Source organism: Micromonospora sp. NPDC049201, from assembly GCF_055586805.1.
In genome coordinates this window covers 424,816-446,295 of the sequence record NZ_JBVJHM010000003.1, presented here as the reverse complement: position 1 = coordinate 446,295, position 21,480 = coordinate 424,816, and the positions used below count along the sequence as shown (strand labels likewise).

Genomic DNA, 21,480 nt, shown 5'->3' with positions numbered 1-21,480 from the left:
GCCCGTCGGGGAGCCGGTCGGCCCGCCGCGCGGGCGGAGGAGGGGCCGCGTCGGCCCCTCCTCCGGCCGGTTCAGTCCGGTACGTAGTCGAACGTGTCCGGGTTGGGGCCCTGCCGACCGGCCTCGCCCTGGTCCAGGCTGCCGAGCCGGTCCATGGTGGCGTCGTCGAGCGTGAAGTCGAAGATGGCGAAGTTCTCCTCGATCCGCTTCGGCGTGGTCGACTTCGGGAAGACGATGTCGCCGCGCTGCACGTGCCAGCGCAGCACCACCTGGGCCGGGGTCCGCCCGACCTGCTCGGCGACGTCGACCACGGTCGGGTCGTCGAGCACCTTGCCCTGCGCGATCGGCGACCACGCCTCGGTGCCGATCTGGTGCGCCCGGTCGTACGACCGCACCTCCTCGTTGCCGAAGTACGGGTGCGCCTCGACCTGGTTCACCGCCGGCACCACGTCCGCCTCGGCGGCCAGCCGCTCCAGGTGCGCCACCTGGAAGTTGGACACGCCGATCGACCGCACCCGGCCGTCACGTTGGAACTCCTCCAGCACCTTCCAGGTGGAGACGAAGTCGCCGTCGTAGAGCGTGGGCAGCGGCCAGTGGATCAGGAACAGGTCGAGGTAGTCGAACTCCATCGCCCGCAGCGACCGCTCGAACGCCTTGCGGGCGTCGTCCGGGCGGTGGAAGCCGTTGTTCAGCTTGCTGGTGACGAAGACGTCGCCCCGGTCCAGGCCGGAGGCGCGCACCGCCTGCCCGACCTCGGCCTCGTTGCCGTACATCTGGGCGGTGTCGATGTGCCGGTAGCCGATCTCCAACGCCGTGCCGACCGCCCGGGCGGTCTCCCCGGGGTCGATCTGGTACACGCCGAAGCCGAGCTGCGGGATGGAGTTGCCGTCGTTGAGCGAGATGTCCGGAACGCTGTGGGCGGCCATGTCGTGTCTCATCTCCGATCGTCCGGGATGCCCGGAAGCGCTTCCACGCGGCTCCCGGGCCGTGCCACCCGGGGTTCCTACCCGCTCGGCGGGCGTCCTCACGGCCGGCGGTGGGTGATCTGGGACAAGCCGTCAGCCCCAGATGGACCGCGCCCACTCGGGGTGGTCGACGAACGGATTGCGGTTGCCCTGCCAACGCTCGTAGATGCGTTGGTTGCGGCGCTGCTCGAACGCGTCCGGCGGGTCCTGCTCGTTCCAGGCGAGCAACTTCGACAGCCGGCCGAGCCGGGGCGTGGTCCCGTTGGCCACCGAGTCGTTCGGCTCCAGGTCCGGCCAGCCGTCGTCGCCCTCGTACCGGATCGCCATGTAGAGGATCATCCGGGCGACGTCGCCCTTCACCGCGTTGCGCGGCTCGAACGAGTCGGCGTCGGTGTAGCAGCCGGGCGCCTCGGCCACCGCGCTGCCGCCGGCGTCGAAGTCCTTGTTGCCGCGCAGCGAGTTGACCGACACGTCCTCCGGTCGCAGGTGGTGCACGTCGGTGCCGGGGCCGGTGGCGGTGCCGAAGTCGCCGTGCGACTTGGCCCAGACGTGCTCGCGGTTCCAGTCGTCGACGCCGCCGCCGTTGCTGGCCTTGCTCTGCGAGCGCCCGCTGTAGAGCAGGATGACGTTGGCCGGGTTCGCCGGGTCCTGGTCGGTGTCCTTGAGCGCGTCCCACACCTGGTCGTACGTCAGCTTGGTCTGGGTCCTGATGATGGTGTGCAGGGCGGTGCGCAGCGCCGGCCCGGTCCTGCCGGTCGCGGCGGCGTAGTAGTCGGTGGGCGAGGCGGTGCCGGTCGGGCTCGGGGTCGGGCTCGGGGTGGTCCCGCCGCCGAGGCTCATCGCGGTCGGGTTCTTCAGGCCGCCGTGGCTGAAGTACGCGGTCAGGGTGCCGGTCGCGGTCACCTGCCGGCCCCGCAGGGAGGGGTTGGCGAGCAGCCCGAAGGTGCTCCGCCAGGCGGCGGTGACCTGCACGTACAGCATCCGGCTGGTGCCGGTCTCGGTGGCCTGGTCGGCGATCGCGATCGCGGTGTCCGCGGTGAAGCCGGACGTGATCACCGTATTCGTCGCGGTCGGTTGGCCGATGACGTAGCCGGTGACGGTGGCCGCGCGGCCGTCCTGGGCGGCCAGCGCCTGCGCCACGGTCAGCGTGGTGGCCGCCGAGGCCGCGCCGGTCACCGCGAGTGGGGTCGCGACGGTGACGGTCAGCACGACCGCCGCGATCAGCCGCCCGGATCGCGAGCGGGTGACGCTCTTCATATTCATGCCCAGCGATGCTATTCGGTGGCGGGTGAACTCCGGGAGATCACGGCGACAACTTTCCGTCCCGACCGGCCTCGAACAGCACCGGCCACGGGCGGGCCGACGGGACGACGGACGCCGACCCGGCCGGCGTCTCCGCCGCGGCCAGCACTTCGGCGGCGAGCCGGCCGAACATCGGCGCTGCCGGGTGCGCCGTCCGGTCCGGCCAGACGGCGGAGATCCGCCGGGCCAGCGGCGCGCCGACGAGCGGTCGCCAGGCGATGCGCGGTTCACGCCGCGCCAGGGCCGCCGGCTCGACGGCCACCGCCCCACCGGCCAGGAGCAACCCGAACAGGAACTCGGGGTTGCGCGCCGGGCGGACCCGGGGCGGGACGAAACCGTGCTGCCGGCACACCGTCAGCAGGTGCTCGTGCCAGCCGGGGGCGGTGGCCGGTGGCGCGGTGACCAGATCCAGGCCGGACAGGTCGGCCAGCGCGACCTCACGGACCCGGGCCAGCGGCGAGGTCCGGGGCAGCAACGCCCCGACCGGCACGTCCACCGGCTTCCCGAACCGCAGTCCGGCCTCCTCGACCGGATGGTGCAGCAGGCCGACGTCCAGCCGTCCCTCCGCCAGCATCCGCCGCTGCTCGGCGCTGGTCAGCTCGTGCAGGTCGAGGTCGAGCCCGGCTGCGCGGGCGGCCAGCCCGTCGAGCAACGCGCGCACCGTCACCGCCGGCGTCTCCGGGGGTACGCCGACGCGCAGCACACCGAGCGTGCCCCGGCGTACCTGGTCGGCGAGGTGGCGCAGTCGGCGTTCGCCGGCGAGCAGGTCGTCCGCCTCGCCGAGCAGCAACTGGCCGGCGGTGGTGAGGCGGACCTGCCGTTGCGACCGGTCGAAGAGCGCGGTGCCCAGCTCCCGCTCCAGTCGCCGGATCGACTGGCTCAGCGGCGGCTGCGCCATGCCCAACGTGTCGGCGGCCCGGCCGAAGTGCAGCTCCCGGGCGACCACCACGAAGTGCCGCAGGTGTCGCAGCAGGTCCACCCGCGCACCCTAGCGTCCGCGCTGGTTACCGTGTCGGCGTGGATGCGGCGCAACGGGTCGGGGAGATCTTCGGACGGGCCGGGCTGAGCGGGTGCCTGCACGTCGCCGACGTGGACGACCCGGCGCGCGAGGTGGCGCTGCGCGCCGACGAGCAGATCGTCATCGCGTCCGTCTTCAAGATCCTGCTGGTGCTGGAGTTCGCCCGGCAGGTCGCCGCCGGCCAGCTCGACCCGACCGAGCGGGTGCTGGTCGGCGCCGCCGACCGGCTCGGCGGCTGGGGGGTGGCCGGCTGCGCCGACGACGTGGAGATGTCCCTGCGTGACCTCGCGTACCTCGCCATGTCGGTGAGCGACAACGCGGCGGCCGAACTGCTGCTGCGCCGGGTCGGTCCGGACGTGCCGTCGATGCTGGCCGCGGAGCTGGACCTGCCGCGTACCCGGATCGTCGGCGGCCCCCGACAACTGGTCGAGACGATGCTCGCCGACGTCGGCGCGCGTACCGAGGCGGACTTCGCGCGGATCTTCCCGACCCTGTCGCCGGAGCGGATCCGGGCCATGCGGGTCTTCGACCCGGAACACACCTCCTCCAGCACGGTCCGGGAGCTGACCCGGCTGCTGCGCCTGGTCTGGCGGGACGAGGCCGGCCCGGCGGAGGCCTGCGCGACGGTCCGGGAGTTGATGGGGCGGCAGCTCTTCTGGACCCGGCTCACGGCGGGCTTCCCACCCGGCGTCCGGGTCGCCGGCAAGACCGGCACGCTGCCCGGCCTGCACCTGGAGGCCGGTGTCGCGGAGTATCCCGACGGCGCCCGGTACGCCATCGCGGTCCTGGTGCGCACCGATCAGCTCGGGACCCGCCGGATCGACGTGGACCTGGCGATGGGGGAGGCCGCCCGGGCCGCGGTCGAGTCGCTGCGCTGATTTCCGGGCCGCTGGCCCTCGGGCGTACCGGCTCCGACCTGCGGTCATATCGAAACGGATATCGATCCTTCAGCCGTTCGATCTTGGACGACGTCGCCGGTGCGGTGGTGGGGTGGAGCTACCGATCCACCGATCCCGAACGGGGAGGACCACCCATGCCCGAGAACCGACCGGCCGGCTACGCCCGCCGCCGCCTCCTGCGTGACACCGCCGTCGGCGCCGCCGCCGTCTCGACCGCCGGGCTCGTCGCCGGCACTCCGGCCCAGGCCGCTCCGAGCGCCCCGCCCGCCCGCCGGCACCGGGCCGGCGCGGTGAGCTTCCGCTGGTGGGGCACGGCCGGCTGGCGGATCGACATCGGCGACCGGACCGTGCTTGTCGACCCGTACCTCAGCCGGTTCGACACCGGCCTCTTCCGGGGGGCGTTCCACCCGGACACCGCGCTGACCGTGGCCGCCGACGTGGTGGACCGGCTCGCCGACCGCGCCGAGAACATCCTGGTCACGCACACCCACTGGGACCACTTCAACGACGTGCCGCACATCGCCGCCCGGACCGGCGCCCGGGTCCTTGGCACCCTCACCGCTTACCACCTCGGCGTGGCGTACGGGCTGCCCACCGGGCAGCTCGCCCCGGTCAAGGGCGGCGAGGTGCTCGACTTCGACGGGTACACGGTGGAAGTGGTCGGCTCGCTGCACAGCCGCAACGCGGCCTTCTCGATGGCCTTCCCCGGGGTGCGGGTCAGCCCGCCGCCGCAGCCGACGAAGGTCTCCGACCTGCCCGAAGGGGACACCCTTGCCTACCAGATCCGGGTCGACGGCGGGCCGTCGGTGTTCTTCATGGGCGCCAGCGACCTGGACGAGCGCCGATACGCCGGCCTGGCTCCGGACGTGGCGATGATCGCCTCCGCCGCCACCGCGTCCGTGGCCGACTACGTGCCCCGGCTGATGGCGGCGCTGGACCACCCGAGGACCGTGGTGCCGGTGCACTGGGACAACTTCGAGACCCCGCTGGTCAACCCGCCGACGGTCGCCCCGACCGACCGGGACCGGCTCGACGCGCTGATCGCCGAGGTGCGCCGGGTCTCGCCGCGCAGCCGCGTGGTGGTGCCCGAGTACCACACCGCGTACCGGTTCTGACCGGTCGCGCTCAACCGGCGGTCAGGTCGCGCAGCGCCAGCACCGACTTCCAGTTACGCGCCGTCGCCACCACGCCCAACGTCTTCTCCAGGTACGCGGTGGTGAACTTCGTCCGCCCGTAGTTGCCGGCCGGGTAGTGCAGGTGCAGCTCCCGGCCGACCACCGTGTACGCCATCTCCTCGCCGGCCGGCACGGCCAGCTCGCGGACCCGGGCCGGGTCCGGCGCGGCGGACAGGAACACCACGAGCACCCGGGTCGGGTCGTCCTGACGCCCGGCGTACGGGCTCGCGCCGACCAGCGCGGCCAACTCGTCGCCGTCGCGGACCAGCACCGGCACCCGCAGGCCCAACTCGTCGGCGAGCCGCCCGGCGATGCCCTCGGCGAGCACCTCGTCGCGGGCGGGAGGCGCGGTGAACACCACGTTGCCGCTCTGGAGATAGGTCTTGACGTCGGTGTGCCCGAGGTCGGCGACGACGCGGCGCAGGTCCGCCATCGCGAGCCGGGTGGCGCCGACGTTGACGCCCCGCAGCAGGGCGGCGTAGCGGGTCATGACCCGCAGCCTAGGTCAGGCGGACGCCAACCGGGCGTAGACGTCGCCGGAGCGACCCGCCGGCCGGTACGTCTCCAGCAGCCGGACCAGGCCGGCCGCGTCGAGCCACTCGTCGGCGGCGAAGCGCATCGTCTCCACCGGGGAGTAGTTGTAGCGGTAGCCGCCCGCCGACGCGCCCAGCCGCTCCACCTGGTCGAGCACCGCGAGCGCGGCGTCGTGCGCCGGTGGGAGGTACTCGAAGGAGAGCGCGCGCACCGGCCGGCTCAGCCCGGCCAGCACGTCACCCTCGAAGCCCTCCACGTCGACCTTGCAGAACGCCGGTACGCCGTGCTTGGCGACCAGGTCGTCGAGCGTCACCACCGGCACCTCGACCGAGCGGTCCCACCGCACCCCGGCGAAGCTCGGGTCCGCCGTCACCGAGTCGATCCAGGACGACGACATGGTGGACACCGTCGGCGTCGCGGACGACAGCTCCAACCGCGCCCGGCCGGCGCGGGCACCGACCGCGGTGGGTTCGATGGCCACGCCGTCGTCGCGCCCGAATGCCAGGCGCAGCACCCGCAGGCAGTCCGGCTGCGGCTCGACCGCGACCACCCGCGCGCCCAGCCGACGCCAGGTGCGGACCCGGCCACCGACGTGGGCGCCGATGTCGAAGCCGAGGTCGCCGGGGCCGAGGAACTGGCTGTAGAGCCGGCGGGCCCGGCGGTGCTTGGCCGGCTGGCCGTGGTAGATGGCCAGGGACCGGGTGATCCCCCAGGTCCGTGCGAGCATCGTCACGCCGTTCCTAACTGTGAGTCCTGGACTGCGGGCCGAACGCCCGCAGGAACCGGTCGCGGAACTCCTCCATCGGCCAGACGGGGGCGTTCGGGTCCGGGTTGAGGCCGGCCCGCCAGCCCCACCCGGCGACCCGGTCGAGCACGGCCGGGTCCTTCGCCACGATGGTGATCGGCACGTCCCTGCCGGCCCCCTCGCCGGTGACCGCCCGGGCCGGCTGGTGGTCGCCGAGGAAGACCAGCACGAGGTTCTCGTCGCCGTAGCGTTCCACGTAGGAGACCAGGGTGCGCAGCGTGTAGACGATCGAGTTCCGGTAGGCCTTCCGGGTGCCCTCGTCCGCCCGGTCGGCGCGGTTGGTGCCGGCGAAGACCGATCCGTCGCCCAGGTCGTCCCAGTCGAACAGGGGCGGCACCGGCGACCACGGGAGATGGCTGGAGAGCAGCGGGATCTCGGCCATCACCGGGTCGTGCCCGGGGGCCCGCTCGGCGCGCTGGAAGGCCTCCAGGGTGAACTGGTCCGGCGGCGAGGAGAAACTGAACGTCGGCCCCCGGTAGCCGAGGTCACCGGCGCCGTAGACCTTGTCCGGGGCGAAGAAGTCGGCCTCCGGCCAGGCCCGGGTGAGGGCCGGCATGACGAGCGACGTCCGCCATCCGGCGCGCTTGAACGCGCCGTTGAGCGTCAGGCGGTCGCTGCGTACCAGGTTCGTGTAGCGGAGCTGGTTGTCAGCCCGGATGCCGGACATCAGCGTGGCGTGCGCCAGCCAACTCCCGCCGCCGGTGGTGGACGAGGTGAGGAACGCGGTGCGGCTGCCGTAGCCGGCCGCGGTCAGCCGGCGCGTCCCCTCGTCCAGGACGGCATCCACCTCCGGGGCCAGCTCCGGGTCCTCCACCGCCACCCGGCCGTAGCTCTCCACGAACGTGACCAGGACGTCCTTGCCGCGCAACCCGGTCAGCAACTGGTCGCCGGGGGTGTCCTGGAACGGGTCGCCGGCGAGCTGGGAGCGCAGCCGCTCCTGGTCGTGCAGCCCGGCGTTGACCTGCCGGGTGCGGTCGTACACGCCGGCCGCGACCGTGCCGGCGGCGATCGGCAGCCCGGGCACGAGCTGCGCGCCGAGCACCGCGCAGGCGACCCAGGCCGCGCCGAACGCGGTGGCGACCCGGGCGCTGACCCCCCGGTGGCCGGCGACCAGCCGGGCCAGTCGCCGCACCGACAACGTCACCAGCACCGGTACCGCGACGACCGCGGTCACCGCGGCGACCACGGCCACCACCTGGGCGGCCCGCCCGTACGACTCGGCGAGGAACTCCGCGCCGGCGGCCAGGAACGCCCAGTCCGCGATCAGGTCGAAGCGGCGGTCCAGCACGGTGGAGAAGCCGAGGTCGGCGATCTTCAGGACGAGCACCAGGCCGAGCAGCGCGCCGAGCACCGTGGCCACGATCCGGCGGGGCCTCGGCGGCAGCGCCAGCAGCAGGGCGACCGCGATCAGCCCCTCCACCGGGATGCGGAGGAACGCGGCCGGGGTGAGGTCGTTGACGTCGGTCGGCAGGATCAGGGCGACAAGCGCCAACGCGGCGGCCAGCACGGTGACGGCCTTGCGCCGGAGACCGTCCGTCGGGGTCGGGTCGTGCCCGGCGGTCGGGGTCGGGTCGTCGTCGGTCACGGCCGCCGACCGCCGACCTCGGCGCGTCCGGCGAGCACCGGAGCGGCGGGCTCCCAGCCGGCCCGGCGAGCCGCCGGCACGGGGGAACGCACCGCCGCCGGACGGGCCGGCTCGGTGCGGACGGCCGGCGCGCGGTGCCGCCACCGCCAGCGCACGTCCCGGCCGAACGACTCGACGAGCAGCGCCAACGCGCCGGCGAGCACCGCGACGGCCAGCGCCGTCGGCAGCACCTCCGCCGCCACCACGGCCAGCGCGATGCCCTGGACCGCGGCGACCGTCTTGCGCCAGTAGCGCGGCGGCAACGGACCGTTCAGCCAGGGCAGCAGCCAACCGGCCGCGACGAAGGCGTACCGCATCGCGCCGATCACCAGCACCCACGGGCCCACCTGGTCGGCGACGTGGAGGCAGAGCACCAGGACGAGGAAGGAGTCGACCTCCATGTCGAACCGGGCCCCGAGCGCGCTCACCGTGCCGGTGCGCCGGGCCACCTGCCCGTCCACCCAGTCGAGCGCGAGCGCCACGGTGGTGAGCCCGACCAGCACCGCGACCGGGGTGGGCCGGCTGAACGAGTCCACCACCAGGGCGGTCACGCCGCCGGTCAGCGTCGCCCGGGTCAGCGTGACCCAGTCGGCCGGGCCGAGCCGGCGCGCGCCCGCGCGGCGCAGCCCGTGCCCGAGCGCGGTGAGCAGCACCGCCCCGTAGACGAGACCGGCCAGCCAGCCGGCCCGGCCCAGGCCGACGGTGCCGGCGATTCCCGCCAGCACACCGAGCTGGAGGATCGTCCCCGCGAATGGATCAGTCCGAACCACTGACACTGTGCCTCCGAATTGCGCGCGTACGACCCACCGGTGTGTACGCAGAACATGCCCGAACGGTTCGCTCTGATACCGAAAACGCACGATCAAGAGCGCACGTCACATCGGGGCGCCCGCCCGGCCGGGCGGGCCGAGGGCATTCGTGTCCGGGCGGGTCAGCGGCTCGGCGGGGCGGGTCAGCGGGTCAGCGGGGCGGCGCGTCGGCCGGGTCGTCGTCGCGGCCGGCCAGCGCCGAGCGGCGGTAGCCGTACAGCGCGTAGACGACGGCACCGAGCAGGAACCAGACGCCGAAGCGCAGCCAGGTCACCGGGTCGAGGAACGTGATCAGCCAGATCGAGAACACCACGCCGACCGCCGGCACCACCGGCATGCCGGGCAGCCGGAACGCCCGGGGCGCGTCCGGTCGGCGGTAGCGGAGCACGATCACCGCCACGCAGACCACCACGAACGCCAACAGGATGCCGATGTTGGTCAGCTCGGCGGCCTGCCGGATCGGCAGGAAGCCGGCGATCAGCGCCGAGGCGACGCCGACGATCCAGGTGACCCGGCTGGGCACCCGGCGCACCGGGTGCACCTTGGCGAACCAGGCCGGCAGCAGCCCGTCCCGGCTCATCGAGAACCACACCCGGGTCACGCCGAGCATGAACGTGAACATCACCGTGAGGATGCCGATGATCGCCCCGACCGCGATCACGCTGGCCAGACCGGAGAGCCCGACCGAGGCGAACGCCGAGGAGAAGCCGCTCTCCGGGTCGATTTCCCGGTAGTTCTGCATGCCGGTGAGCACCAGCGTGGCCAACACGTAGAGCACCATGGAGATGGCCAGCGACCAGATGATCGCCTTCGGCATGTGCCGGCGGGCGTCCCGCGACTCCTCGGCGGCGGTGCTCATCGCGTCGTACCCGAAGACCGCGAAGAACACGGTGGCCGCCCCGGTGATCGCGCCGCCCACGCCGAACGGGAAGAACGGCGAGTAGTTGCCGGTCTTGACGTGGAAGAAGCCGACCACGATCACCAGCAGCACCACGACGACCTTCAGCCCGACCACGAACGTCTCGAACCGCGCCGCGGCCTTGATGCCCCGGTTGAGCAGGTACGCGATGAGCAGGCAGAGCGCCGCCGCGAACAGGTCGACGCGGTGCCCGTCGCCGGTGCCCGGCGCGCCGAGCATCCAGGCCGGCAGGTCGGCGCCCAACTGGGTGACCAGGAAGCCGAAGTAGCCGGAGATGCCGATCGCCACCACCGCCACGATGGCGGTGTACTCCAGCAGCAGGTCCCAGCCGATGAACCAGCCGACCGCCTCGCCCAGCACGGCGTAGCCGTAGGTGTAGGCCGAGCCGGCCTTCGGGATCATGCCGGCGAACTCCGCGTACGACAGCGCGGCGGCGGCGCTGGCCAGGCCCGCGATCAGGAACGACACCAGCACGGCCGGCCCGGCGGTCTCGTTGGCCACCGCGCCGGCGAGTGCGAAGATGCCGGCGCCGATGATGCCGCCGACCCCGATCGCGGTGAGCTGCCACAGGCCCAGCTCGCGGGCGAGCCCCTCCTCGGTCTCGTCGGCGATCTGCTCCACCGGCTTACGCCGGAAGATGCCCCGTCCAACGGTCATGGTGACCCCTCCCGCCGCGCCGCCACGCTCCCGAGTCGTGGTCACGCCGCGACACGCCGCGGTCACGCCACGGCACGACGGTAAGTCCTCGCGCCGAAGATCGCAGCCCGTGGCGGTCAGGTGGCGCGCAGTGGCGGCAGGCCCAGCGCGGCGCGTACCCGGGCCGCCTGCCGGACGCCGTCGTGCGCGGCGGCGGCCCGGGTCGCCCGGCGCAGCTCGGCGGCGTCGGCGGCCCCGGCCGCGAGCCGCCACTGCCGCAGCGCCACCTCGTGTTCGGTGAGCAGCGCCGCCATCGGCGCCCGCGCGGCAGCCGGCCAGCGCACCGCGCGCAGCTCACCGGCGCAGGCGAGGTTGGCGTCCACGGCCGCCCCGGCCCGCTCCCGCACCGTCCGCCACGGCCGGCCCGCCTTCTCGGCCTCGGCCACCTCGTCCCGGGCGATGTCGTACGCCGCCACCGCGGCCAGGTAGCGCCCTTTCGCCTCCTTGACCGTCAGCGGCACCACCGGGCTCGGTGTGGGACTCGCCGGCGGGGGAAGGGCGACCTGCTTCGTCTCGCCGCCGCAACCGGCCAACAGCAGGACCACCACCAGAACCGACGCGAGCCGCCAACGCGCAGAACCTCCCATCGCCCGAGTGTAGAGCCCCTCCCCCCGCCCCCTGTTTCACGGAAAGAGTGGCTATTCCGCGTCCGATAGCCACTCTTTCCGTGAATCAGCGCGGGGGTGGGGTGAAAGGGGTGGGTGGGGGAGGGACGAGCCGCCAGTACTGGCGGCTTCCCTCGTCCCGCACCACGACGCCGAGCCGGGCCAGCTCCCCGTGCAGCTCCCGGACCTCGGCGCCGCGGCTGTCCCTCAGCGCCCGCTCCCGGGCCCGCAGCAACGCGTCCGCGCCGGCCGGCAGCCCGGGCAGCTCGGGCACCCAGCGCCGGTACGCGTCCCGGTGCGGGTCCTGGTCGACCCAGGGCCAGCCCTGGCCGGTGAACGCCTCCCGCAGCCGGCCGGCGCTCAGGTCGGACCGCTCCCGGGCCAGCTCGCCGCCGGCCCGGTCCAGCAGCACGAGCGCCCTGCCGTCGACGAACACGCCGGCCACCTCGGTCCGGGCGAGGTCCCGGCCGTGCCCGTCCCGGTGCAGTCGCACCGACCGGCGCCCGACCGTGACCCGCAGCCGCTCCCGTACGCCCACCACGGCCAGGGCCAGGCCCGCCACCGCCGCCACTCCCGCGCCGAGCGGGTACGACCGCTGGTCCGGCCACCTGTCGAGCAGCGCGAACACGTCCTGGAACGGGAACCAGGCCAGCCCGGCGAGCCAGCCGGACAGGGCGGTCAGCCCGGCGCCCAGTCCCGCGCCGAGCAGCGGGAACCCGGCCCACATCACCACCAGCTCGCCGACCCCGCCGTCGACCACGACGTCGCCGGGTTCCCGGTCGGCCACGGTCAGGACACCTCCCGCCGCATCGTGCGGATCAGGCCGGCGACCAGCGGCACGACCATCCAGACGGCCAGCGAGACACCGAGCCGACCCCACTGCCCGGCGGTCACGTCCGGGGTGAGCAGCGGCGCCATGGTGACCGAGGTGTCCAGCCAGCCGGCCGGCTCCCGCAGCGCCTCGATCATCGCCGACAGCACGCTCCACACGGTCGGCAGCAGCAGGTAGGTGACGATGGCCAGCGGCGTGTTCAGCAGCAGCAGGCCGAACCCGGCGCCCATCAGCACGTTCGCCACCTGGAACACCGCCGCGTACGGCAGCAGTTGCCAGTCGAACGTCCACGCGCCCGCCCCGCCGGTCGCCTTGGCGGCGAGCGTGCCGGCGGCGGCGACGGCGAGGCTGACCAGTACCGAGGCGAGCGCGGCCAGCACCACCGCGGCCAGCTTGGCGACGATCACCCGCTCCCGGCGGGGCACCAGCGCGAACGTGGTCAACGCGGTGCGCTGCGACCACTCGCCGGTGATGGAGAGGATGCCCAGCACCGGCAGCAGCAGCCCGACCGGCAGCAGCGACGGCGCGAAGAACGCGGTGAACGTCTGCTCCGGGCCGTCGGCGACGAAGAGCTGCACCACCACGATGGCGACCGCGATCAGCCCGATGCTGATCAGCAGCCAGCGGCCGGCCCGGGTGTCGGTGAGCTTGCGCAGCTCCACTCCGGTCAGCCGGGCCAGCGAGGGGCCGGCGGCCGGCTCGTGCCGCGTCGGGGCGGCGGTGGGAACGGGCGTGGTGGCGGTGGTCATCGGACGGCCTCCCTGGTCGACGCGCCGGCGGTGAGGGTGAGGAAGAGCTGCTCCAGGCCGCCGCTGCCGGCCGGACGCAGTTCGGTGAGCACCAGTCCGGCGTCGGCCGCGGCCTGGCCGACGGCCTCCGGCTCGGCCCGGACCACGAAGCCGCCGTCGGTGCCGACGGTGGCCGGCAGCGCGGCGCGGTCCAGGGTGAGGCGCAGGGCGTGCTGGTCGCGGGCGCGGACCAGCGTGCCGGCGCCGGCCAGCAGCTCGTCCTTGCCGCCCTGGGCGACCACCCGGCCGCCGCCGATCACCACCAGCCGGTCGGCCACCGCCTCGACCTCGCGCAGCAGGTGCGAGGAGAGCAGCACGGTGCCGCCCCGGTCGGCGTAGTCGCGCAGCAGGCCGCGCATCCAGTAGATGCCCTCCGGGTCGAGGCCGTTGGCCGGCTCGTCGAGGATCAGCACCCGGGGGTCGCCCAGCAGCGCCAGCGCCAGGCCGAGCCGCTGCCGCATGCCCAGGGAGTACGCGCCGACCCGGCGCCGCGCGGCGGTGTCGTTCAGCCCGACCAGGTCCAGCTTCGCGGCCACCTGCCCCCGCTCCACGCCCATGGTGCGGGCGGCCAGGGTGAGCGTCTCCCGCCCGGTGCGCCCGGCGTGCTGGGCCGAGGCGTCGAGCAGGACGCCGATCTCCCGGCCCGGGTTGGGCAGCGCCCGGTAGGGCCGGCCGGTGACCGTGGCCGCGCCGGAGCTGGGCGGCGTCATCCCGCAGATCATGCGCATCGTGGTGGACTTGCCGGCGCCGTTCGGGCCGAGGAATCCGGTCACCGTGCCCGGCTCGCACCGGAACGTCACGTCCTCGACGGCCGTGTGCGGTCCGTACCGCTTGGTCAGATGGTCGACTTCGATCATGCCGAGAAGCCTGCCGGGGCCACCCGGCGCTCCGCTGCGGCCGACGGTCGTCGCCGGCACCGACCGAGGTTCACCGCAGGCGTCGACTTTGGTAGCTGGCAGCCGGTCCGGACGGCTCCCTAGCATGGGGTGGGTGAGCAGCGCTGTCGTCCCCGATCATCCCTGGCTCCTGCCGGGCTCCCTGGTGCCCGCGCGGGCCGCCCGCCGGACCCCGCGGGACTGGTTCGTCGACGGCCTGTTGTTCCTGATCGCGCTGGGCTGGGTGCTCCTCGCGCACGACGACGCGGTGAGCGGGCGACCGGAGTTCGCGCTCAACGCCGGGCCGAGCTGGCTCGCCGAGATCGACCTGTTCGTCGGTCTGCTCGCCGCCGGCGCGCTCTGGCTGCGCCGCCGCTGGCCGGTGGGGCTGGCGGTGGCCACCGCGCCGCTGACGCTGTTCTCGGTCACCTCCGGGGCCGTGCTGCTGGTCGTCCTGTTCACCGTGCTGGTCCACCGACCGCTGGTGGTGGGGCTGACGCTGGTCGGCTGGCATCTGGCCACCGCGCTGCCGTTCATCGCGGTCCGCCCCGACCCGGCCATGCCGTTCTGGGCCGCCGTGGCGTGGACCGTGCTCTTCATCGGCATCGTGGTGGCCTGGGCGCTGTTCGTCCGGGCCCGCCGGCAGCTCGTGCTGTCGCTGCGCGACCGCGCCGAACGGGCCGAGGCCGAGCAGCAGCTCCGGCTGGAGCAGGCCCGGAACCTCGAACGCGGCCGGATCGCCCGGGAGATGCACGACGTGCTCGCCCACCGGATCTCGCTGCTCAGCCTGCACGCCGGGGCCTTGGAGTTCCGCCCGGACGCGCCGCCGGAGGAGGTCGCCCGGGCCGCCGGGGTGATCCGGGCCAGCGCGCACGCCGCGTTGCAGGACCTGCGCGAGGTGATCGGCGTGCTGCGGGCCGAGACCGGCTCCGAGGCCACGCCGGAACGACCCCAGCCGACGCTCGGCGACGTGCCGGCGCTGGTGGTCGAGAGCCGCGACGCCGGGGTACGCGTCAGCGTGGTGAATGAGGTGACCGAGCCGGCCGGGGTGCCGGCGGCGATCGGGCGCAGCGCGTACCGGATCGTGCAGGAGGGGCTGACCAACGCGCGCAAGCACGCGCCCGGGGCGGTGGTGACCGTCCGGCTGGCCGGCGGCCCCGGCGAGGGGCTGGCGGTGGACATCCGCAACCCCTGGCCGGTGGGCGGGCCGGCCGCCGCGATCCCCGGCACCGGCACCGGCCTGGTGGGCGTCGTCGAGCGCGTCACGCTGGCCGGCGGACGCGTCGACCACGGGCGGGACGCCGACGGCGACTTCCGGCTGGCCGCCTGGCTGCCCTGGGCCTCCGCATGAGCGAACGCACCGAGCGGAGCGAGGGCCGTGAGGGCATGCCCGGTCGGCCCCGCCCGGTGAGGGGGCCGGTGCGGGTGCTGATCGTCGACGACGACCCGCTGGTCCGGGGCGCGCTGTCGATGATCCTCGGCGGCGTACCCGACCTGGCGGTGGTGGGTGAGGCGACCGACGGCGTCGAGGTGCCGGCCGCCGTCGCCGCGTACGCCCCGGACGTGGTGCTGATGGACATCCGGATGCCCCGGGTGGACGGGCTGGCCGCCACCGAGGCGCTGCGGGCGACGGCGGAGCCGCCCGAGGTGCTGGTGCTGACCACGTTCGACGCCGACGAGCAGGTGCTGCGCGCGTTGCGGGCCGGGGCGAGCGGCTTCCTGCTGAAGGACACCCCGCCGGCCGAGATCGTGGCGGCGGTACGCCGGGTCGCGGCGGGCGAGGCGACGCTCTCCCCGGCGGTGACCCGCAGGCTGATCGCGCACGTGACCGCCGCCGTGCCGGCGCCCGCCCGGGATCCCCGCCGCGAGCGGGCGGTACGGCTGCTCGGCGAGCTGTCCGAGCGGGAGCGGGAGGTCGCGCTGCTGCTCGGTCGGGGCCGGACCAACGCGGAGATCTCCGCCGAGCTGTTCATGAGCGTGGCGACCGTGAAGGCGTACGTGTCGCGGCTGCTCACCAAGCTCGACCTGAACAACCGGGTGCAGGTGGCGCTGCTGGTCCAGGACGCCGACCTGGTCTGACGCGGTGTCGGGCAGGCCCGGCCGGTGGGATTGAACTGTCGCCGGTGTCCGGCCGTACCAGTGGGCGAGGATGTGGTGCGGCCGGTCCGCCGCACCGCTGCCGAGCTGCGGGAGGCCTGCCGTGCGTGTTGGTGAGCAGTCGACGGATCCCATCGACAAGGTCCTGGGCGAGGTGCCGATGCCGGCGCCGTTGACACCCGAGGACGTCCGCCTCGCGGTCCGGGCGGTGGTGGTGCACGCCGCCGAGGAGTGGCCCGCGGGGCCGAAGTGCCGCAACGACGGGTCGGCGTTCCCGTGCCGGTTGCACCGTTGGGGGCGCCGGGTGCTGGCGACACACGGCCTCAACGAGCGCCAGATCGACGCGCTGATCCGGCACGGCAACCCGTTCGTGCACGTGCCCTTCCCGTTCGTGCTGACCGGCCCGTCGGCGGCCCGACCGGCCGTCCAGGCGGCCCGCCCGGGCGCGACGCAGACTGCCCGGCCGGGCGCGGGTCAGGCGGCCCGGCCGGGCGCGGCCCCGGCCGCCCGTCCGGTCGCCGGCCAGGCGCGTGGGCCGGTCCCGCGGGTCGTCGCGCCGCCGGTGCGGCCCGGCCTGCGGCCCGGCGCCGCGCGGCCGGCCCCCACGGCCCGGCCGCGCTGGCCCCGGGCGAGCTGACCCGGGTACGGGTCGCGGCCGGCGCGCCGTCGGCCGTGCCGGTCACCCGGGCGGCGGCCCGACGCGGAGCACCCCCGGCCTCCGCGCGGGCCCATCGGCCGGCGGCCCGACGCGGGGCGCCCCCACCCCCCGCGTCGGGCCGTCGTGCGTCCGGATCAGTTGATGCCGCAGTCCGGGGCCGACCAGTCGGTGGTGTTCGCCGACTTGTCCCGGGTGTTCTCCCGGCGCGAGTCCACGTGCGTGTGGTCGTCGTGATCCGGGTAGCCGGGGCCGTAGATGCCACTGAAGCCCTGGTCCCGGGCCGACCGGGCGATCTCGCAGAGGGTCCGGTCCCGCGAGGTCAGGTCGGCCGCGTTGCCGTACAGGTGCTGGCTGTCGGCGGCGCCGCCGACCTGCCGGTTGCAGGCGATGCTGCGGAATCCGCTGGTGACGTAGAGCGGCTTGTCGCCGAGGCTGCGCCGCAGCGCCTCCAGCTTCCACATGGTGCGTATCGCGTTCTCCCGGGTCGCGGACGACGAGAGCGGACCACCGCCCCACCCGCCCTTGCCGCAGCCGTTGTCCAGCTCGGCGTAACTGAAGTGCTTCGGGGTGCAGTCGTTGTCCTGGAGGTCGTAGATCTTGGCGAAGGTCCGCGGCCCGGCGACGCCGTCGGCCCGCAGTCCGTACGCGGACTGGAAACGCTTGACTGCGGCGGTCGTCTCCGGGCCGTACCGGCCGTCGACCCGGACGATGCCGGCGTACCCGGCCCAGCCGGCCACCCGGATCTGGAGCTGCCGGACGTCCTCGCCCGAGCGCCCCTGCGACAGGGTGCGGGGCCAGGTGTAGCAGCCGTCGGCGTGGGCCGCCGGTGCGGCGACGACCGTCGCGACCGCGGCCCCGGGCAGGGCCAGCGCGAACGCGACGGCCGCCCGCTTCAGGGTGTTGACGCGCACAGGAGTCCTCCCGATCAGAGTGGAAATGGGGTCGGGACGGCACATCGACCACCGCGTCCCGTCCTTCTCACCGTGACATTCGACGGGGCTCTTCGTGGTGATTAGCGGAAATTGTTCTCACATTCGGTCATGGTCGGAGGGGAGCGGTAACGTCTGCTCCGGGCCCGGATCGACCCCCGGGCGGGCGAGCCTCGCGGGCAGGGGAGGTGGGGCGATGGCGCGTGGCGGCGTGTTCTGCGTCGAGGGGCAGTGGCACCGCGACCTCAACGAGCGCGGCTCCGTCCTGCCCACGCTCGAACTGCTCGAACGACTGAACCGGATCCGCTACATCCACAAGGACGCCGCCACCCGGGACGAGCTGTTCTACTTCCTCGACCGCTGGCTGCTCAAGCAGTACGCGGACCACCGCGTCGGGTTCTTCGCCATGCACGGCGAGCCGAGCCGGCTCTGCCTCACCGACTGGGACTCGGTCGAGCTGTCCGACGTGGCGGAGCGGATGGCCGGCCGCGCCGACGGGCGTCGCCTCTACTTCGGCAGCTGCTCGGTGCTGCGTGCCTCCGACGCCACGCTGCGCGGCTTCCTCGAGGTCACCGGCGCGGCGCTGATCTGCGGCTTCACCCGCGACGTGGACTGGGTCGAGTCGGCCGCGTTCGAGACCGTGCTGCTCGACGTGCTGGCCAACGGGCAGCGGCACAACGCCGCCGAGCTGCGGATGGGCTCGGCGCACTGGGCGCCGCTCGCCGCGTACCTCGGTTTCCGGGTGATCTACGCCAACGGCCGCGCCTGGCGGCCCACCGCGCGCCCGCGCGTGCCCGAGCAGGTCGCCCCGCGCCGGGCCGCCGGCCGCCCGCGCTGAGATCCGGCCGCCGGCCTGGTAGAACCGAGGCATGCCACGCAGCATCGCGCGCAACACCCGGGTCGACCGGGACGCCCTGACCGAGTTCCTCCGCCCCCGGCACCGCGTCGTGCTGATGACCACCCGGGCGGACGGCCGCCCGCAGTCGTCCCCGGTCTCCTGCGGCGTCGACGTCGAGGGCCGGCTGGTCATCTCCACCTATCCGGAGCGGGCCAAGGTGACGAACATCCGCCGCGACCCGCGCGTCTCCGCCTGCGTGCTCTCCGACGACTGGAACGGCCCGTGGGTGCAGGTCGACGGCGTGGCCGAGGTGCTCGACCTGCCCGAGGCGCTGGAGCCGCTGGTGGACTACTTCCGCAGCATCTCCGGCGAGCACCCGGACTGGGACGAGTACCGGGCGGCCATGGTCGCGCAGGGCAAGTCGCTGATCCGCGTCACGATCGAGTCCTGGGGGCCGATCGCCACCGGCGGGTTCCCGGCCCGGCTCGCCGACTGATCAGTACGCGGCGGTGAACCGCGCGTTGCCGAACCTCGGGTTCTCGATCTCGTCGACGATCGCGACCGCGAGATCCTCGTAGGTGAGCACCGAGCGGCCCTGCGCGTCGGTCACCGGGTGGTCCGTGCCGGTGCGGTAGTGCCCGGTCCGCTCGCCGGGGTGGAACTCCAACGGCGGCGGGGAGACGTACGTCCAGGTCACCCCGTCGGCCGAAGAACGGTAGAACGCCAGCGCGTCCGCCTGCCCCTGCGCCGAGTCGCGGTACTCGGCGGGGAAGTCCGGCTCGTCCAGGAACCGGGTGCCGCTCGGGGTGAGCAGCGTCGCGCCGCCACCGACGTGGATCACCCGCGGCGGGTCGGGCATGCCCCGCAGCGTGTCCACGAGCGTCCGCGCGGCGTCCCGCCAGAGGTCACGCTCGCCTCCGCCGATGGCCACCACCAGCACGTCCGCGTCCTCCGCCAGCTCGCGTACGCTCCGCGCCGAGGTGGCGTCGCCGGTCACCGTGCGTACGCCCGGGGGCAGGTAGCCGACCGCCTCCGGCCGGCGTACCGCGGCGGTGACCCGGTGCCCCCGCTCGGCCGCCTCGGCGGCGATCCGGGAGCCCGCCGTCCCGCCGGCGCCGAACACGACGATGTCGCTCATGCCTCACAGGCTAGGCAGCCGGCCGCCGGGCGGGTGCCGTTCCGCCGAACCCGGTCAGTCGACCAGCGCGGAGTAGACGAGCTGGCGCAACTGGCTGCGCAGCGGGTACGTGCTCGACGGCATGAGCTGCGTGAACAGCAGCGCGGTGACCTCCTCCACCGGGTCCACCCAGAACGCCGTGCTGGCCATGCCGCCCCAGTAGAACTCGCCGACGCTGCTGGGCACCCGCGCCGGCACCGGGTCGAGCACCACGGCGAAGCCCAGTCCGAAGCCGATCCCGTCCAGCACCGTCTCGGAGAACCCCTCCGGGGAGAACGAGGCGAGGTCCCGGCCGCCCGGCAGGTGGTTGCGGGTCATGAAGCGGACCGTGCGGGGGCCGAGCAGGCGCACCCCGTCCAGCTCGCCGCCGCGCAGCAGGAACTGGGTGAAGCGGTGGTAGTCGGCGGCGGTGGAGACCAGCCCGCCGCCGCCGGAGTGCCAGCCCGGCGCCGCCAGCGCGGCCCGGCCGATGCCGTCGGCGCGTACCGCCTGACCGGTGGCCGGGTGCGGGGCGTAGAGCGCGGCGAGCCGCTTGGCGTCCGCCGCGTCCACCCACCAGCGGGTGTCGGTCATCCCGAGCGGGCGCAGGATCCGCTCGGCGAAGAACGCGTCCAGGGACTGCCCGGAGACCACCTCGACCAGACGGCCCAGCACGTCGGTGGAGACGCCGTAGTTCCAGCTCGTCCCGGGCTGGAACAGCAGCGGCAGCGTGGCCAGGCCGGCCGAGGCCGTGGCCAGGTCCGCGCCGGCCGGCACGCCCAGGTCGAAGCCGGCCGCCCGGTAGAGGCCGTCGACCACCGAGACCTGGGCGAAGCCGTACGTCAGGCCGGCGGTGTGGGTGAGCAGGTGCCAGATCCGGATCGGCTCGGCGGCCGGCACGGTGTACGGCTTGAGCACCGACCCCCGGTCGTAGACCCGGACGTCGGCGAACTCCGGCAGCCAGCGGCTGACCGGGTCGGTCAGCTCGAACCGGCCCTGCTCCCAGAGCATCATCGCGGCAACCGAGGTGATCGGCTTGGTCATCGAGTAGATGCGCCAGAGCGTGTCCGCCTCGACCGGCGTGCCGGCCTCCCGGTCGCGCAGCCCGTACGTCGACGAGTGGGCGATCTCGCCCCGGCGGGTGACGACGACCTGCCAGCCGGCGAGCCGGCCGTCGTCGACGTAGCGGGCGAAGTGTTCGTCGATCCGCGCCAGCCGGGCGGGATCGAAGCCGACACGGCCGGGATCGGTGCTGACTGCGACGCTCATCCCCGCGAACCTACCCGCCGGTACGGCGGGCCGGAAGTGTCGGCCGGCCACACTAGTGTCGGCGGCATGCCGGAGCCCGTCGAGGACGTCACCTACCGCCAGCAGGACTGGTACGCGGAAGAGTTGGTCGACCGGCACTTCGTGCGCTGCGAGTTCTTCGACGTCGACCTCACCGAGGCGGTCAGCCGGGGCGCCGTGTTCACGGAGTGCGTCTTCGGCACCGTGGCGTTCAACGCCTCCCGGCACGTTGACTCGGCGTTCACCCGCTGCACGTTCACCCGCTGCAACCTGTTCGAGGCGGAGTTCACCGGCTGCAAGCTGGTCGGCAGCAGCTTCGACCGGTGCGACCTGCGCCCGCTCCGGGTCGACCGCGGCGACTGGTCGTTCGTCGCGCTGCCCGGCGCCGACCTGCGCGGCGCCCGGATCACCGACGTACGCATGCGCGAGGCCGACCTGACCGGCGCCGACCTGACCGGCGCGGTGCTCACTGGCGTCGACCTGTCCGGAGCCCAGTTGCACGCCGCCAAGCTGACCCGCGCCGACCTGCGCGGCAGCGACCTGTCCGCGCTCGACCCGACCGCGGTGGAACGGGTCGGGGCGCGGGTCGACGTGGAGCAGGCCGTGACACTGGTCCAGGCGCTCGGCTTCCAGGTCGGCTGACCCGGCCGCCCCTCCCGCCTCCGTCGC

General features: G+C 74.1%; 21 protein-coding genes and 1 pseudogene. 8 read left to right on the top strand and 14 right to left on the bottom strand.

The window, feature by feature from the left end; genetic code table 11:
• Window positions 1–71: 71 nt before the first annotated feature.
• The 3 genes from ACZ6O5_RS09200 to ACZ6O5_RS09190 form a co-directional block, all read right to left on the bottom strand.
• On the bottom strand, window positions 72–926 hold the full coding sequence (locus ACZ6O5_RS09200; RefSeq protein WP_465975913.1) for an aldo/keto reductase: 855 nt from the start codon (window positions 924–926) through the stop codon (window positions 72–74).
• 132 nt (window positions 927–1,058) lie between these two features.
• Window positions 1,059–2,228, bottom strand: a complete 1,170-nt coding sequence (locus tag ACZ6O5_RS09195) for an endonuclease (RefSeq protein ID WP_465975692.1) — start codon at window positions 2,226–2,228, stop codon at window positions 1,059–1,061.
• Window positions 2,229–2,268: 40 nt separating this feature from the next.
• Window positions 2,269–3,246: a LysR family transcriptional regulator gene (locus tag ACZ6O5_RS09190; protein ID WP_465975690.1), complete on the bottom strand. Its 978-nt coding sequence runs from the start codon at window positions 3,244–3,246 to the stop codon at window positions 2,269–2,271.
• A 38-nt stretch (window positions 3,247–3,284) separates the two neighbouring features.
• On the opposite strand from ACZ6O5_RS09190, the gene ACZ6O5_RS09185 reads away from it, so the two are divergent.
• On the top strand, window positions 3,285–4,163 hold the full coding sequence (locus ACZ6O5_RS09185; protein WP_465975688.1) for a serine hydrolase: 879 nt from the start codon (window positions 3,285–3,287) through the stop codon (window positions 4,161–4,163).
• 155 nt (window positions 4,164–4,318) lie between these two features.
• Window positions 4,319–5,299, top strand: a complete 981-nt coding sequence (locus tag ACZ6O5_RS09180; RefSeq protein ID WP_465975686.1) for an MBL fold metallo-hydrolase — start codon at window positions 4,319–4,321, stop codon at window positions 5,297–5,299.
• Window positions 5,300–5,309: 10 nt separating this feature from the next.
• Here ACZ6O5_RS09180 and ACZ6O5_RS09175 read toward each other — a convergent pair whose 3' ends face one another.
• The 8 genes and pseudogenes from ACZ6O5_RS09175 to ACZ6O5_RS09140 form a co-directional block, all read right to left on the bottom strand.
• Complete coding sequence (locus tag ACZ6O5_RS09175; RefSeq protein WP_465975684.1) at window positions 5,310–5,849, bottom strand: DUF1697 domain-containing protein; 540 nt, start codon at window positions 5,847–5,849, stop codon at window positions 5,310–5,312.
• Window positions 5,850–5,864: 15 nt separating this feature from the next.
• Window positions 5,865–6,620 (bottom strand): FkbM family methyltransferase, encoded by a 756-nt coding sequence (locus ACZ6O5_RS09170; protein ID WP_465975682.1) that lies wholly within the window; start codon window positions 6,618–6,620, stop codon window positions 5,865–5,867.
• Between the two features lie 13 nt (window positions 6,621–6,633).
• Window positions 6,634–9,098 (bottom strand): annotated as a pseudogene (locus ACZ6O5_RS09165) (CDP-alcohol phosphatidyltransferase family protein).
• Between the two features lie 184 nt (window positions 9,099–9,282).
• Complete coding sequence (locus tag ACZ6O5_RS09160; RefSeq protein ID WP_465975680.1) at window positions 9,283–10,707, bottom strand: amino acid permease; 1,425 nt, start codon at window positions 10,705–10,707, stop codon at window positions 9,283–9,285.
• A gap of 116 nt (window positions 10,708–10,823) precedes the next feature.
• Window positions 10,824–11,333 carry a hypothetical protein gene (locus ACZ6O5_RS09155; protein ID WP_465975678.1) on the bottom strand — a complete coding sequence of 170 codons (510 nt, stop codon included), beginning with the start codon at window positions 11,331–11,333 and terminating at the stop codon, window positions 10,824–10,826.
• Window positions 11,334–11,418: 85 nt separating this feature from the next.
• Window positions 11,419–12,138 (bottom strand): YqeB family protein, encoded by a 720-nt coding sequence (locus ACZ6O5_RS09150; RefSeq protein WP_465975676.1) that lies wholly within the window; start codon window positions 12,136–12,138, stop codon window positions 11,419–11,421.
• A 2-nt stretch (window positions 12,139–12,140) separates the two neighbouring features.
• Window positions 12,141–12,932 (bottom strand): ABC transporter permease, encoded by a 792-nt coding sequence (locus tag ACZ6O5_RS09145; protein WP_465975674.1) that lies wholly within the window; start codon window positions 12,930–12,932, stop codon window positions 12,141–12,143.
• Entirely contained in the window at window positions 12,929–13,828 is a 900-nt protein-coding gene (locus tag ACZ6O5_RS09140; RefSeq protein ID WP_465975672.1) for an ABC transporter ATP-binding protein, read from the bottom strand. Before ACZ6O5_RS09140 ends, ACZ6O5_RS09145 begins: the two co-directional genes overlap by 4 nt.
• Window positions 13,829–13,961: 133 nt before the next feature.
• Between ACZ6O5_RS09140 and ACZ6O5_RS09135 the strand changes: the two genes are divergently transcribed.
• The 3 genes from ACZ6O5_RS09135 to ACZ6O5_RS09125 all read left to right on the top strand — a co-directional run bounded on the left by ACZ6O5_RS09135 (window position 13,962) and on the right by ACZ6O5_RS09125 (window position 16,580).
• Window positions 13,962–15,197, top strand: coding sequence for a sensor histidine kinase (locus tag ACZ6O5_RS09135; protein WP_465975670.1), 1,236 nt, complete (start codon window positions 13,962–13,964; stop codon window positions 15,195–15,197).
• Between the two features lie 35 nt (window positions 15,198–15,232).
• Entirely contained in the window at window positions 15,233–15,925 is a 693-nt protein-coding gene (locus ACZ6O5_RS09130; RefSeq protein ID WP_465975911.1) for a response regulator, read from the top strand.
• A 121-nt stretch (window positions 15,926–16,046) separates the two neighbouring features.
• Complete coding sequence (locus ACZ6O5_RS09125; RefSeq protein WP_465975668.1) at window positions 16,047–16,580, top strand: hypothetical protein; 534 nt, start codon at window positions 16,047–16,049, stop codon at window positions 16,578–16,580.
• Window positions 16,581–16,735: 155 nt separating this feature from the next.
• On the opposite strand, the gene ACZ6O5_RS09120 is transcribed toward ACZ6O5_RS09125, so the two are convergent.
• Window positions 16,736–17,512 carry a D-Ala-D-Ala carboxypeptidase family metallohydrolase gene (locus ACZ6O5_RS09120; protein ID WP_465975666.1) on the bottom strand — a complete coding sequence of 259 codons (777 nt, stop codon included), beginning with the start codon at window positions 17,510–17,512 and terminating at the stop codon, window positions 16,736–16,738.
• Window positions 17,513–17,726: 214 nt separating this feature from the next.
• On the opposite strand from ACZ6O5_RS09120, the gene ACZ6O5_RS09115 reads away from it, so the two are divergent.
• Both ACZ6O5_RS09115 and ACZ6O5_RS09110 read left to right on the top strand, forming a co-directional pair.
• Complete coding sequence (locus ACZ6O5_RS09115; protein ID WP_281936164.1) at window positions 17,727–18,368, top strand: DUF6642 family protein; 642 nt, start codon at window positions 17,727–17,729, stop codon at window positions 18,366–18,368.
• A gap of 31 nt (window positions 18,369–18,399) precedes the next feature.
• On the top strand, window positions 18,400–18,864 hold the full coding sequence (locus ACZ6O5_RS09110; protein ID WP_465975664.1) for a PPOX class F420-dependent oxidoreductase: 465 nt from the start codon (window positions 18,400–18,402) through the stop codon (window positions 18,862–18,864).
• Here the strand turns inward: ACZ6O5_RS09110 and ACZ6O5_RS09105 are convergent, their stop codons facing one another.
• Together ACZ6O5_RS09105 and ACZ6O5_RS09100 are read right to left on the bottom strand one after the other, a co-directional pair.
• Complete coding sequence (locus tag ACZ6O5_RS09105; RefSeq protein WP_281936161.1) at window positions 18,865–19,506, bottom strand: NAD(P)-dependent oxidoreductase; 642 nt, start codon at window positions 19,504–19,506, stop codon at window positions 18,865–18,867.
• 54 nt (window positions 19,507–19,560) lie between these two features.
• Entirely contained in the window at window positions 19,561–20,793 is a 1,233-nt protein-coding gene (locus ACZ6O5_RS09100) for a serine hydrolase domain-containing protein (RefSeq protein WP_465975662.1), read from the bottom strand.
• A gap of 66 nt (window positions 20,794–20,859) precedes the next feature.
• Between ACZ6O5_RS09100 and ACZ6O5_RS09095 the strand changes: the two genes are divergently transcribed.
• Window positions 20,860–21,453: a pentapeptide repeat-containing protein gene (locus tag ACZ6O5_RS09095; RefSeq protein WP_465975660.1), complete on the top strand. Its 594-nt coding sequence runs from the start codon at window positions 20,860–20,862 to the stop codon at window positions 21,451–21,453.
• Window positions 21,454–21,480 lie beyond the last annotated feature (27 nt).